We start from the raw sequence: 18,170 nt of genomic DNA on the forward strand, positions 1-18,170 counted from the left end.
TTTTACTATTACTCAGCTAAAGCATTTATTCAGCTAAACCACTTTTATTAAATTCTTTTATAAATATCGAATTTATTTTATTCATTCTTTCTTGTAATACAAATGCAAGAATGAAACAGACAACTAAATATTTGGATAGTGTTAACACATGACTAATTAACACTGAGGGTATAATTCCTGCTACTGTTTCCCTCATTCCCCCTATAGCATAAGTAAATGGAAGCATAGGGTGTATAAATTGAAAGAAACTACCCAATAATTCTACTGGAAACGTTCCTCCTGAGGCAGAAATTTGTAGTACCATCACTACAACAATCAAAGCTTTACCTATATTTCCTAAAATACATACGAATGAATAGATAATCGTAAGAAATACTATGCTTACATAAATGCCAAATAGTATAAGTATAATAGGCGATACAACATAAGTTTTTAGTAAAAGGATGTTACCGACTATTGTTACTAAAGTTTGCAAAATTGCAATAGTTAAAAAGGTAAAATATCTTCCCAAAAATTTTTCCCTTGTGCTTAAAGGCGCACCATCTTCAAATTTTTTAACCTCAACTGATAATAAGGAGTGCATTAGAAGCGCACCTACCCAAATAGCAAGTGTAGTATAAAATGGGGACATAGCTGAACCATAATTAGGTATTGGATATATGCTGTTTTGTTTTATTGCCACGGGGTTTGATAAGAAATCACTTTCCTTTGCACCATCTTTTTTTAACATGTTTATAATTTCATTAAGTTTTTTATCATCAGTAAGACCTCTTAATTTTTCTGTGTTTGTATGCAGATATTCTTGAGCTTTAGGAAAATTATTCTTTACTGTATTTAAACTTTTTATGCTTGAGTTTATTTGACTATTGGTTTGCCCAAGTGTGCTATTAATTAGGGGCATATCGTTTTGTATATTCTGTAGCATATTAACTGTATTAGTTGATAATTCTTTTGTATTTTTCATAGCATTATCGATTTTTGGATCAATTGTAGTTTTAAATTCATCCATTATATTACTTATTGAATTAGAAGATTTATCAGCAGCTTTCTTTGCAGTATTTATATCACTAGTTACAACCTGATTGCCACGGTCGACGGTGTTAATCATAGAATTAACATTGATTTGCTGGGTTGTCATATCATCTCGAGCACTTGAAAGATTAGAAATTAAAGTATCAATAGTGGTACTGTTTAGAAAATTATTAAGTGACCTATTTAGACTTAATACATTATCGATAGTCTGTATTGCGTCACCATATTTGTCCCGAGTCTTAACTAAAGCCTCTTTAATAACAGCATTATTTGATGGTCTTAAGTCATTAAGTTCAGCTAAAGAAGATGAAGCAGTATCCGATATACCCTTTATTGTGGAAAGATCTTTCTGAATAATTGGAGAGGCAGCTTTGAGTGAATCTTTTGACTTTTCTATGTAGCCATTGCTTGTCTTAGCAATGGTCAAAGCATCTCCAATTCCATTTGTCATAACAGGAAGATTATTCTTAACATTAAGCATATATTTTTGAAGTAGTACAGATTGTCCATAAGCATTATCCATGGATTTTTTAATTTTAGGCATCTTATCATCTAGGCTAATCATCATATCAGCAAGACTTTTAAGTTGTGGTTTATTATTTTCTAGCTCAACTCCAATTTGAGTGAGGAAGGAAAGAATTGTTCCACTAGATGTTTCAATGAAGTTTTTTGTGATTTCTGACTGTAGAGCAGTTGCACCTTTCTTCGTGAGTTTTGGAGCTATAGCATTTCTTTTTTCATTAACAGTATAAATTAGTTTCGCTTTTGTTGGAGTGTCACTAGTTGCAACAGAAAGAAGATCCTTTGAAAAATCTTTTGGCATAGTTAAGCTGGCATAGTATTTACCATATTTAATACCTTGTTTAGCCTCGCTTTCACTTACAAAGGTCCAACCAATAGATTGATTGGTTTTTAGACTTTTTACAACATTATCGCCAATATTAACTTTAACATTTCTTAATTCAGAGCCTTTATCAAGATTAACAATTGCAACCGAAATTCCTTTAGTATTTAAATATGGATCCCAACCAGCCCTAATATTAAACCAGGCATAAAGTGGGGGTACTAAAATTAGTCCTATCATCATAATTAATGTTGCACGGTTTGTTAGTATATTTTTAATATCTCTCTTATAAATTCTAGAGACATTTTTATTATTTATTTTATAACCTTTCAAAATCTTTTTCATATGTACAGCACAATTTATAAATACCTTTTTCATATGGTTTTTATGATATATAAAAACCTTTTTTATATATATTCTAGAGCTATTCGAAGCACTTTTTATATATGTTTTACAACTTCTCAAAATATTCTTCATAAATATTCACAACCTTATATATTTTTTTTAACAACCTCTTATTATACCATGAAAATAGTCTTGTTAGAATATTTTATCATTAATATATATTATCACGTTTAGATTTATATGTATATGCATAGAAGGTAAAAGGAATATCCATTTTAAATGTACGAAAACAGACAAAAAATGTTTGCTTTCATACATTTTTATATTGTATAATTATCAATATTAGTAAAAAGTGTTAATTGATGAATATATTTGAATAACTCATAAATTAATGTTATGAGTGGATTACACAAGAAAAAGGTTATGGAGGAATTCATGATGAGGTGGATTTTAAATAAAGGTCTAAAGTTTCAGATAATATTATCGTTGATTTTGGCTTTAAGTGCACCGATATCAGTTTTATTACTGAATGTGTTTATACCATCGAAAATGAGTGACACCGTTAAATCAATGCAAGAAGATAAATCTAAAGATCTCTTGGTATATATAGACGGGACGATTGATAAAAAGCAGATTGAAAATTTTGGGAGTATAGATAATGAAAAGAGCATTATTTCATCAAGCATCGAGCCTCTTTCAAGAACTGTACGTGACACAAGAATAGGTATATATATAACGTCTAATAAAAGACGATATACATATGGAAAGCTTTTGGATAGAAGATCACATGAGAAAGATAATGAAGTAAATTATAATATTATTGAAAAAGGTATTAATGAAAGTTTTCAGAATGTTATAAAAACAAAAGTTGATAGGGTTGACTATGTATATTTAAATGGTCGTGATATTCAAAGATATCTTCATCCAATTATTTCAAATGAAAAGGTTATCGCTGTAATATGGAGTGATACTTTTCTTCCGCCACAGCTTAATACAAATAGAAAGATAATAACGTCTTTGCTGTTTATACTTCCACTCGGTTTGATAATAAGTTTTCTTTTATTAATAGCTATTATTAAGGATCAAAGTAGTAGTATAAAGAGAATAAGGCGTGGCCTTGAAGTCATGTCAAGTGATCTTTCAATACGGATAGAAGACATGGGAGGAGATATAGGAAACATTGTTTACTCTATAAACAATATGGCAGAAAAATTACAGCAAAAGGAAAAGATAGAAGAGAAATTAGCAAGGGCTGAAAAGCTCGCGGCACTTGGTCACCTTATATCAGGGGTGGCTCACGAGATAAGAAATCCCTTAGGGATTATAAGAGGCACTGTTCAACTCATGGAGAGAGACTTTAAAAATGATGCCCTATTAACTGAGTATGTAAGAATAGTTAAAGAACAATCTGATAGGGAGAGCAAGGTAATACAGGAATTATTAGATTATGCAAGACCATCAAAACATATACTCTTTCAAATGGATATAAATGTTCTTATTAGAAGCGTTTTATCTTTTACTAATAAATATATTCAAGACAGAAGAGTAATCCTTAAATGTGATTTTTATGAAAATATACCTCTTGTGAATATAGATTGTGACAAGATAAAGCAAGTATTTGTAAATATAATAATTAATGCCTGCGAAGCAATGGATAATGGGGGTACATTAACAATAAAAACGAAGAGTGATAATGGATTTATAGTTAGTACTTTTTGTGATACTGGAGAGGGAATGGATGAGATTCAAATGAGGAATATATTTGATCCTTATAATACTACGAAACCAAATGGTACAGGCCTTGGGCTTTCAATAAGCAATGGAATAATTGAAGCACATGGAGGTAGTATTGAAGCTTATAGTAAAAAAGGCGAAGGTTCTAAGTTTGTTATAAAGATACCTTGCTATGCACGGGAGGGTAACGATATTGGGTAAAATTTTAGTTATCGACGATGAAGAATATATAGGTTGGATTATAAAAAAGGCCTTTGAAGGGACTGATAATGAAGTTTATTTAACACTTAACGCAAAGGAAGGAATACTTGAAGTACAAAAGTCGAATTTTGATGTAGTATTCTTAGATTTAAGGCTAAAAGACATGGATGGTATGGTTGTTCTTGAGAAGCTTAAAAAAATACAAAAGGATATAGCAGTTATAATAATTACTGCGCATGGAAGCATTGATACAGCTATTGAGAGTATGAAAAAAGGAGCCTATGATTATATAACAAAACCTTTCGATATAGAAGAGTTAATAATTCAAGCAGAAAAGGCAATGGAACTTTCGCATCTTCGCTATGAGGTTAATTATTTAAGAAGTGCTGAAGCTAAGAGATTAAAAAATGAAGATTTTATAAGTAAAAATGAAAAATTGAATTTTATTTATAAATCAATAAATAAAATAGCGAGTAGCGCTGCTACAGTTCTTATAACTGGGGAGAGTGGAACTGGGAAGGAATTAATGGCTAGGAAGATACATAAGCTAAGTGGTCGCTCAAAGGAGCCATTTATAATTCTGAATTGTGGAATATTATCAGATGATTTGGCGCAGCGAGAGATCTTTGGTGTCCCCAAAGAGGTTAATGGTAACAACGATTCACGAAAGCTTGGTAAACTGGAGCTTGCGAATCATGGAACAATATTTCTTGGTGACGTTGGTGAAATGAGCCTTAACATGCAGGTAAAGTTCTTAAGGGTAATTGAAGAAAAAGAAATTCAAAATGCATATGGCAATGGAAATTTTAAAATTGATGTAAGGGTTATTGCATCAACAAATAATGATTTAGTAGGGGCAATAGAAGCGGGTACTTTTCGAGAAGATTTTTATTATAAATTAAATGTCGTTCCTATTAATATACCACCACTACGGGATAGAAAAGAAGACATAAGTGAACTTCTTCATTTATTCATTAAAAAATATGATCTTTATAGAAAGATAAAAGGAATTATTCCAGAAGCTATGAAACTTCTTAAAAATTATCATTGGCCTGGCAATATACGTGAACTTGAAAATGTTGTGGAGAGAATTGTTATATTAGCGACTGAGCCTTACATAAAGGCAGTAGATCTTCCATTAGAAATTCTTGGCCTTCGTAAAAAATCAAAGGAAACTATTATATATTTTCCAGAGGAAGGTATAAATCTTGAAAATGTAGAACGGGAACTTATTATTAAAGCATTAGGTATGAGTGGTTATAACCAAAGTAAGACGGCTGGACTTCTTGGAATCACAAGGTCAGCCTTGATTTATAGAATGCAAAAATACAATATAAATTAACGATATTTTATAGCTCGAATAAACGTGAATGGAAGGTGAGTGTATTGAAAAATTTACTAAAGAATTTAAAAGAGTTCAAGTTTAATGAAATACTTCCGAAAATTAAAGAGTGGGTCCTAAATTTATCAAAGAAACAAGTAATTATTTTTGCAGTAGTGGTAGTGGCTTTTGTTGGAGTTTATAAAAGTCATATAATTAAGGACAAATTTTTTGCATCAAAAGCGGTAGTTAAACAGAATACTACTGCAGCAAAAAAAGGTAACCTAAAAGTTGTAGTATCTGGTTCAGGTCCCATATACTTTACAAACAGTAATAAAATTTATTCAAAAATTGGGGCCAATGTTAAAAAGGTTAATTATAAAGAAGGAGATAGTGTAAAGGCTGGAGATGTGATTTACGAATTAGACAGTACTGATGCACAGACAGCACTTAATACAGATTTAAATTCTTATAAACAAAATCAAATATCAGCAACTACTAGTAATGATGCGGTAAATAATTTATCAGTTACAGCTCCATTTGCAGGACTTGTTAGTGATATTTTAGTAAAAGAGGGAGATACAGTTCAAAAAGGAACTACAGTTTTTACTATCGCAGATATTTCAAAACTTAAAGTATTGTTAACATATAATTCTTCAGCCGCTGGTAAAATAGCAGTAGGACAAACTGCAAAGGTGTATTTAACTTCATTAATGCAGTCAGTTAGCGGTAAGGTAACTTATATAAGTAATGAAACAACAGGAACTACAGTAGGTGGTAAGTTATATACAGTAGAAATACAAATTACAAATCCAGGTTCTGTTCTTGAAGGAATGACTGCAAGTGCAGATATTGCGGCAACTGGCGGAACAATATCAAGCACAGGCACAGCAGAACTTAATTATATAAAAAAACAACTAGTTACAAGTATAACTGGTGGAACAGTGGAAAATGTTGCAGTTAAACAAAATCAAACGGTTAGCTCAGGGCAAGTGCTTGTAACAATGAGTAGTGCTGATATTGCTAGAGCTAAAGAAAACTCAGATTTGCAATTAGAAAATGCTCAGGCAACAGTGGCGCTAAAGACAAAGCAACTTGATAATTATAAAATAATTGCTCCTATTGATGGAGTAATAACAAAAATGTCTAATAAAGTTGGTGATACTTTAAAAGCTGGAGATGAACTCTCAGATGTTTCAGACCCAAAACAAATGGAATTTGATATTCCAGTTGATGAGCTAGATATAGCCAAACTTAAAGTTGGACAGAAAACAAGCATATCAGTAGATGCACTGCCAGCTACTACGAAAACTCCAGTTACTGGAGTAGTTGGAAAAATTGCAGTAACTGGAGTTTCAGAAAGTGGAGTAACCACTTTTGTAGTGACAATTAAGATCAATGACAACTTAGGAATTCTTAAGGGTGGAATGAATGCAAATGGTGAAATAGAAGTATCTAATAAAGATAATATTTTATATGTACCTATAGAAGCTATAACTACAGTTAATGACAAAAGTTATGTGTATATTAAAACGGCTGGAGTCAGATCAAGTGCAGATGGCGCAATGGGTGGTCAACCTGGAGAGGATACGACAACAACTGGTAGTAGTAAAGAGAGCGCAGCTAAAGTAACTACTAAAATCACGCAGGATGCTAAGTCTGCAAGGGCTAAGGCAAAAGCAACAGATAAGACGAGTGGTAAGGCAAGCACAAAGGTAAATTATTATGATGGTTCAACGAAAACTCAAGTTGAAGTTGGAGCAAATAATGATACTTACATTGAAATCACTAGTGGAGTAAAAGAAGGAGATGTAATTGTTTTACCACAAACCCAGGCAGCATCTACAACTAAGAGCACAACAAAGAGTGCAACAAAAACTAAATCAAGTGGTGCAGGTGGAAGTAGTGGCGGTGGAGCACCTGGAGGTGGTGGATTCTAATGATTCAAATAACCGATCTATACAAGATTTATACAATGGGAGAAAATAAGGTTACAGCACTCAATGGGATAAATTTAAATATAAAACAACATGAGTTTGTTTCTATAATAGGGCCTTCGGGCTCAGGGAAATCAACCCTTATGAATATGATTGGATGCCTTGATGTTCCTACAAAAGGAAGCTATAAATTAGATGGTGAGGAGATAAGTAAATTAAAGGATGATAAACTAGCAGAAATAAGAAATTTTAAAATTGGTTTTATATTTCAAAGATTTAATCTACTTACAAAGCTTTCAGCACTCGAAAATGTCGAGCTTCCACTGGTTTATCAAGGGGTACACAGTAGGGAGTCTAGACATAGAGCTATAGATGCTTTGGATAAGGTTGGATTAAAAGAAAGAATGAACCATAAGCCAAGTGAACTTTCAGGAGGTCAACAGCAAAGAGTGGCTATTGCTAGAGCATTGGTTACAAGACCACCAGTATTACTTGCGGATGAACCCACTGGAGCACTGGATCGAAAAACAGGAATTGAAGTAATGGACATGCTGAAAGAACTTAACGCTAATGGAAATACAATAGTTCTAATAACTCATGATAATGATCTTGCAAAACAGGCAAAACGTATTATAAGAATTTCAGATGGGGAAATCACTCAGGACAATGAGGTGACACTATGAAATTTATTCAAGCTTATAGAATGGCTATAAAAAGTATAGTATCTAATAAAGTAAGATCTTTCCTAACAATGCTTGGAGTTATAATTGGCGTTGGATCTGTAATTATTGCAGTAGGAGTTGCACAAGGAAGTAGCGCTAGTATAACAAACTCACTTTCAGGGCTCGGTTCAAATTTAGTAAATATTAGTATAATGGGAAGGGGTAGTAATAGAAATGTTACTTATGAGGAGCTTGCAAAGTTTCAAAAAGAAAATAGTACTATAATTTCTAATATTGCTCCTCAAGCATCTGGTACTGGAATAGTGAAATCAGAGAATTTAAGCCGAAGTACTACAATACTTGGTACAAGTCCTGAGTATTCATCTATTAATAGTACTACAGTACAAGAGGGTAGATTTTTGATTCAATTGGATATTGACTATAACCAAAAAATAGCAGTTATAGGTACTGCTGTTGCGAATGATGTATTTAAAGGTCAAAGTCCAATTGGAAGGATTATGAAGATAATGGGACAGCAGTTTAAGGTAGTTGGAGTACTTACACAAACGGCAGATGGAGCGGATTCATCTACTGATGATAGAGTAATTATACCTATAAGTGTTGCAACAAAACTAAACAAATCAGCTGTAATAAAAAGCTTTTCCGCTCAGGCAACAAGCGCTGCTACCGTAGACCAATCAGTTACAATTTTAACTACATTTTTGACTAAAATTTATAAAAACAGCAATGCTTTTAGAGTTAGCAATATGGCAGCGATTTTATCTTCACTTAATTCAATTACAACAACACTTACAATAGTGCTTGCAGGTGTTGCAGGCATATCACTTGTAGTAGGTGGTGTAGGAATAATGAACATTATGCTTGTTTCGGTAACAGAGAGAACAAGAGAAATAGGAATTAGAAAAGCCATTGGAGCAAAAAAAGGAAATATACTTACACAGTTTATACTTGAAGCATTGATACTTACTGGCATGGGCGGAATTACTGGGATACTTATAGGGGTCTGTACTATACACTTTGTTATAGGTGGCCTTGGAATAGTTCCGGAAGTATATTCAATGCCTTGGATTATTTTTTCATTTGGTTTTTCTTTGGCAATTGGACTTATATTTGGAACATACCCAGCAAACAAAGCAGCAAACTTAAACCCAATAGATGCACTAGCATTCGAATAACAGAAAGTGTATATTACTCGAATGCAATTCGCTTCGCTGAGTAATTCTAAACTGATTTTACTTAAAGATACTAAAAAGTACAAACTCGCTAACGCTCAAACATGTACTTTTCTTAACGTATCTTACGTAAAATAAGTTAAGAATTACTAACACTTGTTCATATGCATTTTACGTAAGATACACTTTCTTATCGTGTTAAGGGCAAAGGAAAGAAATTATATGAAAATACTATAATTTCTAAATCAAATTTCAATAGTTTCTTCGTCTCGTATTGCAAGTCACTTCGGAGAAAATATATATTAATATGTATGTTAATAAATATAGAGTTAATTCGGAAACTAATTGTCAACGCAAAAAAGTTTCAAAAAAATGATTTAAAACCGTAGGTTCATTAGAAGTGATCGTTTGTTGTTATTTTAAATGTTAAAGTTACCAAAATGGGTATAGCGAAGCTATCTTAGAAAGTATATATTACTACAACTGCAGTTCGCTTGCTGAGGAATTCTAAACTGATTTTACTTAAAGATACTAAAAAGTACAAACTCGCTAACGCTCAAACATGTACTTTTCTTAACGTATCTTACGCAAAATAAGTTAAGAATTACTAACGCTAACTCAAATGCATTTTACGTAATATACACTTTCTTACCGTGTTAAGGGCAAAGGAAAGAAATTATATGAAAACACTATAATTTCTAAATCGAATTTCAATGGTTTCTTCGTCTCGTATTGCAAGTCACTTCGGAGAAAATATATATTAATATGTATGTTAATATATATAAAGTTAATTCGGAAACTAATTGTCAACGCAAAAAAGTTTCAAAAAAATGATTTAAAACCGTAGGTTCATTAGAATCGCTCATTTATTGTTATTTGTAAAATTGTTATTTGTAAAATTGATTTTTGCATTCAAGTGTATATTCGTATAATTGACAATAGTCCACTATGACCAACGATTTTCACTACGTGTATGAGATTATTTCATGTTGTAATTATTTTATTCACACGACTTTGATCTAAATGGATGAAGAGAATTCTGATGTTTTTGTTCAATTTTAAAAAAATGTTTGGGATTCTGGGGGGAAGAGTAAAAATTATTGGTCCGGGATTTAGATATATGGGGACCTAAGGGTTTCCAAATTCACTAATATAATAAAAGGGGTATGAAAATATCCACTACAGAAGGAGTGTAATAATGAAATTTAAAAGGGCTACGATGAGTGTTTTTTTAATATTTACTTTTTTTATAAGTACAATTAGTTCGAATTTTGTCTCGGCTGTGACTGTTGCTGATTATTCAGGGGGGGTTGCTAGGATGAAGCAACTTGGGATTGTGAATGCAGCGGTAGTTTCTAATGCTATGACTAGGGGGCAATTTGCTAAATCTGTAGTTATAGCTGCTGATTTAGAGGATGGAGCCTTAGGAATGAGAGGGGCTACTATATTCCCGGATATTACATCGGATAGTGAAATGAGCGGTTATGTAAATATACTTTTGAATAAGGGATTAATAAGTGGAATGGCAGATGGAAACTTCCATCCTGAAATTGCAATTACTTATCAAGAAATTTGTACTGTTATTGTAAAGTTACTTGGATATGTTGATGGTGATTTGGTAGGAACGTATCCATCGAACTATATAAGTAAGGCAAAAACATTAGGAATAACTGACGATCTAAGTTATCAAAAGGGAGATAGAGTTACTTATAGGGCAGTAGCTGTAATGTTTGACAGGCTCCTTGACACTAATATAAAGGCTGCTATTGGATCAGCTACAACAGCTGTAACTTATTCTGATTCGATAAAATTATATTCTGATTGTATTGTACAAGATAATTCAGAATCCTATGACAAGTTAGCAAAAAATGAAGTGCTAACAGATAAAGGTGTATTTTCTGTTCCGGCTAATGTAGCAAAACTTCAGGTTGGAGCAACTTATAGGATTAAGTTAGAAAATGGGGGAATTACAAAAGTTTATGGTAAGGTAAGAGAGCCAGTAAGCATTACTGCAAACACTATAGTGGGTAATGTTGTTAATTATGATGAAGATGGAACTACAAAAAGTATGATTCTACCATCTAGTATTATTTATTATTACCATGGTGTAAAGGAAGCTTATACAAGTGTAAGTAGTCTTTTAAAAGCTAATTCTTCAATAGTATTTGATTATAATACTAAAGTCTCATCTAGTTATGCTGTAATAATTGATCCTATATATAGTGACCCAGAGCTTGCATCAAATATTGATGTTAACTCTGATACATTAGGAAATATAGTATTTAATGAGAATACAAAGATTATAAAAAATGGTCAAGCTATTTTAAAAAGCGATATTAAAGAGACAGATGTAGTTTATAGTGTTACAGATTTAAATGGCGGTAATAAGTATATACTTGCTGTTGAAAATTATGTTGAGGGATACATTACAGATATTCCTGCTGATTCAAATAGTTTATATGATATTCAAATAGATAAGGTGAATTACAATTATAGTGATGATATGGATATTACGAAACTTGCCTCGTTTAAAGATGGCGATTTGGTCCGGTTAGTGCGAGATAAGGATGATAAATTATTAGATATAAAAAATATAGAAAATAAGACTGGAACACTCGCAGAATATATAATACTTGGAACCTCGGCTACAAGTGATGATTTATCAAATAATGAAATTCTTACTGATAAAGGAACTTTTACGTGTCTTAGTGGGGTAACTTCTCCTGAGGTAGGTGCAAAGTACAAGTTGTATGTTGACGGTACTGTAATTACAAAAATTGATAAAAAAGAAAATACCACAGAAAATTATGCTGTTACTGAGAAAGTAGGAACAGATATGAAGTGGGAAAACGATAAGGATTCAACTAGTAACATGAAGTTACCTAAGGCTACTGTGTATTATCATAATGGAGAAAAGGTTAATTATAATGTTGCAGTTACTGGTATCAATCTTTATTCTTCAATAATGTTATCTAAAAACAGTGCCAATAATGGATATGAATATGCTGTTATTATTGATCCTGTCTTTAGTATACCAAAAGTTTATAGAAGTGGTGATACATCATTCTTAAAGGAAATGGATGATAGTGAATATTCATTTGTTTATAGTAATGAAATGTACACTGAGAATACACTTAGTGTGAATTATAATGATGTAGTTTATTTTGTATCAGATATTTGGAACAAAAACCGTTATATTTATGCTAGTAGAAAAAGCGCATTTGGAGATATTGATGCTTTTACACCAAATAAAATAAATGCAACTAGTATAAAAATTAATGGTACTACTTATGAGATTGGCAAATATTTTGATAAAAACAAACTTGAAAAATATTATTCTGGTAATTTCATTAAAGTTATTCTAGGAGAAGATGGTAGCATAGTTGATATTTATTAAAAATTAATACTAATTATTTTATGATAAAAATATAGGAGACAACCGCAAAAAAATGCGATTGCCTTCTTATTGATTATAACTAAAGAAATCTAAAACAGATGATGGAGGCAAAATAGTATGAATAAAAAAATTATAAGGTCACTTTTTGCAACAATAATTATAGCGGGATCAACATATATTACGACTTTTGGTGCGATGGCAAGTGGCACCGTTGTAATAGGAAATCAAGCTATAAGTTTAGATTATGCTAATGATGTAGCGAATTTTACTGAAATTAGTAATGACATAGTTTCCGGTGGATTAATTTATGTTAAAAATTTTGAGGGAAAGTGGATAGATAATATTACAGGAAAAACTGTAAATGCAAGTGTTATACCAGCTGTAGCTTATAAGGGTAATAATAAAGTAGTTAATTATGATGCGCAGGATAAAAGTATAGATGATACTACGCAGGTAGCTGTAACAGGTGAATTAACTGCTAAACAAATTATAAATAAATATGGGAATGCAGTTGTTTATGTTGAAGTAAGTGATAAAAATCATAATTCTATTGCTAGTGGTAGTGGATTTATAGTAAAGTCTACTGGCGTTATTGTTACTAATTTTCATGTTATTAAAGGATCATCATATGCAAGTGTTACACTTCAAAATGGTACAAAATATGATGTTAAAAGTGTTTTAAATTATAATGAAAAACAAGATATAGCGGTACTACAATTATCAAATGCTACGAATTTAAGTACCGTTACTTTAGGGGTTAGTGACAATGTAGAAGTAGGCGATAATGTAGCTGCAATTGGAAGCCCACAGGGTTATACTAATACTTTAAGTACAGGGATTGTAAGCGGAATTAATAGAAAAAATGAAAGAGGGAACGATATTCAAACTACGGCAAGTATCACTTATGGATCAAGTGGCGGACCATTATTTGATATGTTAGGGAATGTAATAGGAATAACTTATTCAGGATTTGATTCAGCAGGAGATATAGGGTTTGTAATACCTATTAATGAAGTAAAACCATTTTTAGCGACCAGTAATGAAAAAACACTTTTACAAATTAATAGTACAACAAGTAACATGGCCAATTTTCTTCCATTATTGGCTGATGTACCACAACCTACAGGACTAAAATATGATAATTATGTAGTTAGTAGCGATGAAGATTATGTTGAATATTTTTATGCTATAAGTAATCCTGAATATACAGATTATGTTAAAACATTAAATTCTTATGGGTGGAAAGAGTATAAAACAGTTTATGATGATGACAATAATCCTATTTCATATTTTATGAAAGGAGATAATACTATAGGTATAGGATGGATTGGAGCAAATAGAACAATACTCGGAGCTATTCATTAGGTAATACTTACAATAAAAACAAAAAGGAAACCTTTTAAATAAAGGTTTCCTTTTTGTTTATCTTAAATTTATGGTTAGTGTTCATCTACAATGGGACTGATTCCATATACAATCTTACAGATTTTTTATAAGCATATATATTGAAAAAATAAGATGTTCCAATAATAAATTCATTAAAATTAACATGCTGAATATGCATAGTTAATACTAATATGATGCTTGTAATTGCACAAAGTGTACAGGGAAGGAAAAATAAGCTTCTAAGTCTATATATAATCAATAAATTAAATTCCTCTTTTGTTATACCAATCATATATAATTGTTTAAAATAATTATTAATATTAACCAACGCCATTTGAAATTTAAAATAAGTTATACTAGAGGATATAGTGAAAAACAATAAATTTATTAAAAATGTTATAAGTCTTAATACTTTTAGTTCATAAATAGATATTACGGAATATTCACAAATTAAATTAAAATTTATAAACAAAAAACTAACGCAGGCTAATATAAATATGAATACCTTATCTTTTTCAATATTTGTGGCAGATTGTTTTATAAGTAAAAAAATGTTTTTGTTAAAATAATGTCCTCTATTTATTGCTAAAGGTATAAGCTTACTACCGTAGAAAACCAATCCATAAATCATCAAAATACAATCTATCCAAGTATAAAGGTAAAAACTATTACCCCCAATTCGTAATTGGTATATCATACAACAAACATCTGTTATAATAAAAAACAGATATATAATTAGTTTAATTTTTTTTCCTATTATTTTTTTAGATTTTCTTACTATGAAATTATTAATAGTATGCATATTTTTTAATAGGTGTGTTGTTCTTAAAGTTATAATAACGTAGATAATCATAAAAAACTCAAAAGTGGACATATAGTTTACTGAACTTAGGGAAACCCTTAAATTTGGAAAATTTAGGTAATTAACAACTAAAAGAAAAAAGAACTTTGAGAATATTGTTCCTAAAAGGATTCCCAGGGTCATACATACAAACATCAAAATTAGATTTTCAAATAATAAACATAATGCTAGTTCATTTTTGGTCGTTCCAATAAGTAACATTATTTTGAACTCTGTTCTTCTTACTTTTATATAAGAAGTATATGAGTAGATAGTAAAAAAGCTTAATAACATTATAATATTACCCAGGGAGGCCGTAAATATAATACTATTCAATACACGTGGTCTTGAAATTAATACAGCTCCATTATTATAAATTAAGGTTGTATATAAAAATATTAGCGTACCAGAGATTATGCAAGTAATTAAAAAAGGTATCTGTTTTCGTATATTTCTTTTTAAGGAGTTGTTAGCCATGATAAAATAATTCATTAGTCATCGCCACCCATAATAACAAGACAATCTAATATTTTGTTATTAAATCGCTTATCCTCCTCCTTTTTATAGATATCTGCAAAAATATTCCCATCTTTTATAAAAATTACTCTTGAACAATAACTTGCTGTAAGCGAATCGTGAGTGGCAAGCAAAAGCGTAACTTTTCTTTCACTATTTATAAGTTTCATATAATTCATGAATTTTTTTGCTGCTTTTGAGTCCAGATTTCCAGTTGGCTCGTCCGCAAATATTATTCTTGGATTGGTAGCTAAGGCTCGGCATGAAGCAGCTCTCTGCTTTTGACCCTGTGAAACATTTCTAGGATATTTATCTTTAATATCATATATATTCATAAGTTTAAAAAGATCATCCACCTCTTTATCAATACTTATTTGTTTTTTTCCTTGCATTAAAAGAGGAAGTACTGCATTCTCTTTCAAGGTAAGATCTTCTAAAAGATTAAAGTCTTGAAATATCATTCCTAATTTTTCTCTTCTGAAAATAGCTCTTTTATTATCATTTAAATTTGTTACATTAACTCCCATTATCTCAACTTCCCCGGTGGTAGGTTTATCTATGCCGCTAAATATATTTAATAAAGTTGTTTTTCCGCTGCCAGAGGAGCCCATTATCGCAGCAAATTCACCTTCATGTATTTCTATATCTAGTCCATTAAGTACATTATGTGAGTTATCGTCAAATTCGCTACTATAGGTTTTAACTATATTAATCCCCTTTAAGATTTCCATTTAATCACCTCTTTAATAATCAATTAAATATGTTATTGTAACTGTGGTTCCAAGATTTTTTTCTGATTGTATTTGAATTTTATGCTTTAAATTTTTTGCAAGAAGTGAACTTATGTAGAGACCTATACCCGAAGCATCCCTATATTTTCTTCCATTTTCACCTGTGAAAAATGGTTCGAAAACTCTATTAATATCACTTTTAGGAATTCCTACACCTTCATCTACTATTTTAAGATTTACGCATTTATCCATTTTTTCTATTATAAATTTTATATTCTTATTTTCGCCTTTTATTGCAGAGTATTTCACTGCATTATTTATTATTTGTTCTAGCATAAATTTATTCCATTTTTTATCAGTTAAAACTTTAATGTTATCCTCTTTATGCTCAATTTGAGGAAATACTTTATTATATATAAATAAGCTCTTTTTAAAATTGATAAGCTCCTTTAGGGAATCTACGAGATCTACTGCTTCTGGCTCATAGTCACGTACAAACTCATTCATTCTTAATATGTTTAAAAGTTGTTCAAGTCCATTATGAAGTTTATCATTTTCTTCTTTTATCTCCATAGCAAAGATGGCTAATGGCATATCGTGTGTATCTAGATGCTCACTTTCAAATTTTTGTAATGCTAAGCTTATTATAGAAACCGGAGTCTTCATGTTATGTACCCATTGGGAGAAAAAATATCTAAAGGCGATTTCTTCTGAATTGGTTTTAGATAGTTTCATTTGATATTTTTTTTGAGTGTTTTTTAATATGTCATAAAAATATTTTTGCTGATTTGTTATCTGGAAGATCTTATTCATTTCTAAGTTTTCCGAGTCTTGAACATTTATATTGAAATTGTAATATTTAAGCCACTCTATAACCATATGGATAGTAAATATTGTGGAGACTATTAGCAGTGGATAGAATATTTCTGATATATGTACCGTTATTTTATAATAAATAATTAGTATGATTATACTCAAATAAAAGGAAAAAATGTATCCTAAATTATCTTTTATAAAATTAATAAATATTTTTTTAATCATAATATAAGCACCTTGCTTTGATAGATATATCCTAACCCTCTTTTAGTTTTAATGACATCCCCAAGCCCGAGCATAGCTAATTTATTTCTTAGTCTGGTCACATTTACGGTTAAGGTGTGATCATCTACAAAAAATGTTTCATCCCATAATTCCTCTAGTAGTTCCTCTCTAGTGACTATAACATTCTCATTTTCTATAAGTTTATTTAATAACTGAAATTCTTTTTTTGATAATTCTAATATATTATTATTAACACTTATATCAAAGTTTTTTTTGTTTAATAGCAATCCATTAGAGCTGTTGTACTCACCACGGACCCTTCTAAATGATGCCTGAATCTTAGCTAATAAAAGTTCAAAACTGAAGGGCTTCACGATGTAGTCATCTGCACCCATTTCTAGCCCTCTGATTTGCTCAAATTCACTACTACGGGCTGATATGAATATTATTGGTACATCAGATTCTCTCCTAAAAGCCCTGCAAAGCTGAAATCCATCTGAATAAGGAAGATTTATATCAAGTAATATCAAATCGGGTTTAGTTTCAGAAAATTCAGTTTCTATATTGTTAAAGTCATTTATTAAAACTACATTATACGCATATTTTTCGATAAATTCCTTTATAAAACTGCTTAATTTTGTATCATCTTCTATAACAAGTATTTTATTCATAGCAATATACCTCTAATTTTTAATTAAGACCGTAAGGTTAGCCTACGGTTTTATTAATTACATTATAACCTTTCCTTTTGTTCAATGCTATATAATGCTATTTTTGAAAATTTATTAATTTGTTAGGTTTACTTTTAATGTTTTGTCTAATGTTACAACTTTGTAACAGAGTTGTGACTTTAATCTGTATATAAAGTGATTAAATATGTGTAAAATATAGCAGAAATCTGTTTATATTATAACATTGAACATATATGTATATATAACGTAAGTATTATAAATTTTAGTAGATAATGTAGTCATAATTTTTTAATTATT

Annotated in this window: 12 protein-coding genes; 7 read left to right on the forward strand and 5 right to left on the reverse strand. The window is 30.7% G+C overall.

All coding sequences use genetic code 11. The features are described from left to right. Positions 1-25 precede the first annotated feature (25 nt). Positions 26-2,353 (reverse strand): YhgE/Pip domain-containing protein, encoded by a 2,328-nt coding sequence (locus LL038_RS23345; RefSeq protein ID WP_268055943.1) that lies wholly within the window; start codon positions 2,351-2,353, stop codon positions 26-28. A 303-nt stretch (positions 2,354-2,656) separates the two neighbouring features. Between LL038_RS23345 and LL038_RS23350 the strand changes: the two genes are divergently transcribed. The 7 genes from LL038_RS23350 (at position 2,657) to LL038_RS23380 (ending at position 14,031) form a co-directional block, all read left to right on the forward strand. After that, positions 2,657-4,156, forward strand: coding sequence for an ATP-binding protein (locus LL038_RS23350; protein ID WP_216122792.1), 1,500 nt, complete (start codon positions 2,657-2,659; stop codon positions 4,154-4,156). Next, complete coding sequence (locus tag LL038_RS23355) at positions 4,149-5,498, forward strand: sigma-54-dependent transcriptional regulator (protein WP_216122793.1); 1,350 nt, start codon at positions 4,149-4,151, stop codon at positions 5,496-5,498. Before LL038_RS23350 ends, LL038_RS23355 begins: the two co-directional genes overlap by 8 nt. A gap of 44 nt (positions 5,499-5,542) precedes the next feature. Continuing rightward, positions 5,543-7,417 (forward strand): efflux RND transporter periplasmic adaptor subunit, encoded by a 1,875-nt coding sequence (locus LL038_RS23360; protein ID WP_216122794.1) that lies wholly within the window; start codon positions 5,543-5,545, stop codon positions 7,415-7,417. Next, positions 7,417-8,097: an ABC transporter ATP-binding protein gene (locus LL038_RS23365; RefSeq protein WP_216122795.1), complete on the forward strand. Its 681-nt coding sequence runs from the start codon at positions 7,417-7,419 to the stop codon at positions 8,095-8,097. Before LL038_RS23360 ends, LL038_RS23365 begins: the two co-directional genes overlap by 1 nt. Then, a complete protein-coding gene (locus LL038_RS23370; protein ID WP_216122796.1) occupies positions 8,094-9,272 on the forward strand; it encodes an ABC transporter permease in 1,179 nt (392 codons plus the stop codon). Before LL038_RS23365 ends, LL038_RS23370 begins: the two co-directional genes overlap by 4 nt. A 1,195-nt stretch (positions 9,273-10,467) precedes the next feature. Then, the gene (locus LL038_RS23375) at positions 10,468-12,666 is read left to right on the forward strand and encodes an S-layer homology domain-containing protein (RefSeq protein WP_268055944.1); all 2,199 of its coding nucleotides are present in this window, start codon (positions 10,468-10,470) and stop codon (positions 12,664-12,666) included. A gap of 117 nt (positions 12,667-12,783) precedes the next feature. Next, positions 12,784-14,031 (forward strand): S1C family serine protease, encoded by a 1,248-nt coding sequence (locus LL038_RS23380; RefSeq protein ID WP_216127896.1) that lies wholly within the window; start codon positions 12,784-12,786, stop codon positions 14,029-14,031. A gap of 85 nt (positions 14,032-14,116) precedes the next feature. On the opposite strand, the gene LL038_RS25755 is transcribed toward LL038_RS23380, so the two are convergent. From LL038_RS25755 to LL038_RS23395, 4 genes are read right to left on the reverse strand one after another with little or no spacing between them, the layout of a single operon-like run. After that, positions 14,117-15,385, reverse strand: a complete 1,269-nt coding sequence (locus tag LL038_RS25755; protein ID WP_216127897.1) for an FtsX-like permease family protein — start codon at positions 15,383-15,385, stop codon at positions 14,117-14,119. Continuing rightward, positions 15,385-16,140, reverse strand: a complete 756-nt coding sequence (locus tag LL038_RS23385; RefSeq protein WP_216127898.1) for an ABC transporter ATP-binding protein — start codon at positions 16,138-16,140, stop codon at positions 15,385-15,387. The genes LL038_RS25755 and LL038_RS23385 overlap by 1 nt, the downstream gene beginning before the upstream one ends. A gap of 12 nt (positions 16,141-16,152) precedes the next feature. Next, positions 16,153-17,181 (reverse strand): sensor histidine kinase, encoded by a 1,029-nt coding sequence (locus LL038_RS23390; RefSeq protein ID WP_216127899.1) that lies wholly within the window; start codon positions 17,179-17,181, stop codon positions 16,153-16,155. Then, positions 17,178-17,852, reverse strand: coding sequence for a response regulator transcription factor (locus tag LL038_RS23395; protein WP_216127902.1), 675 nt, complete (start codon positions 17,850-17,852; stop codon positions 17,178-17,180). Before LL038_RS23395 ends, LL038_RS23390 begins: the two co-directional genes overlap by 4 nt. Positions 17,853-18,170: the final 318 nt, after the last annotated feature.

It is taken from the genome of Clostridium estertheticum, from assembly GCF_026650985.1.
Taxonomy (GTDB): Bacteria; Bacillota; Clostridia; order Clostridiales; family Clostridiaceae; genus Clostridium_AD; species Clostridium_AD estertheticum_C.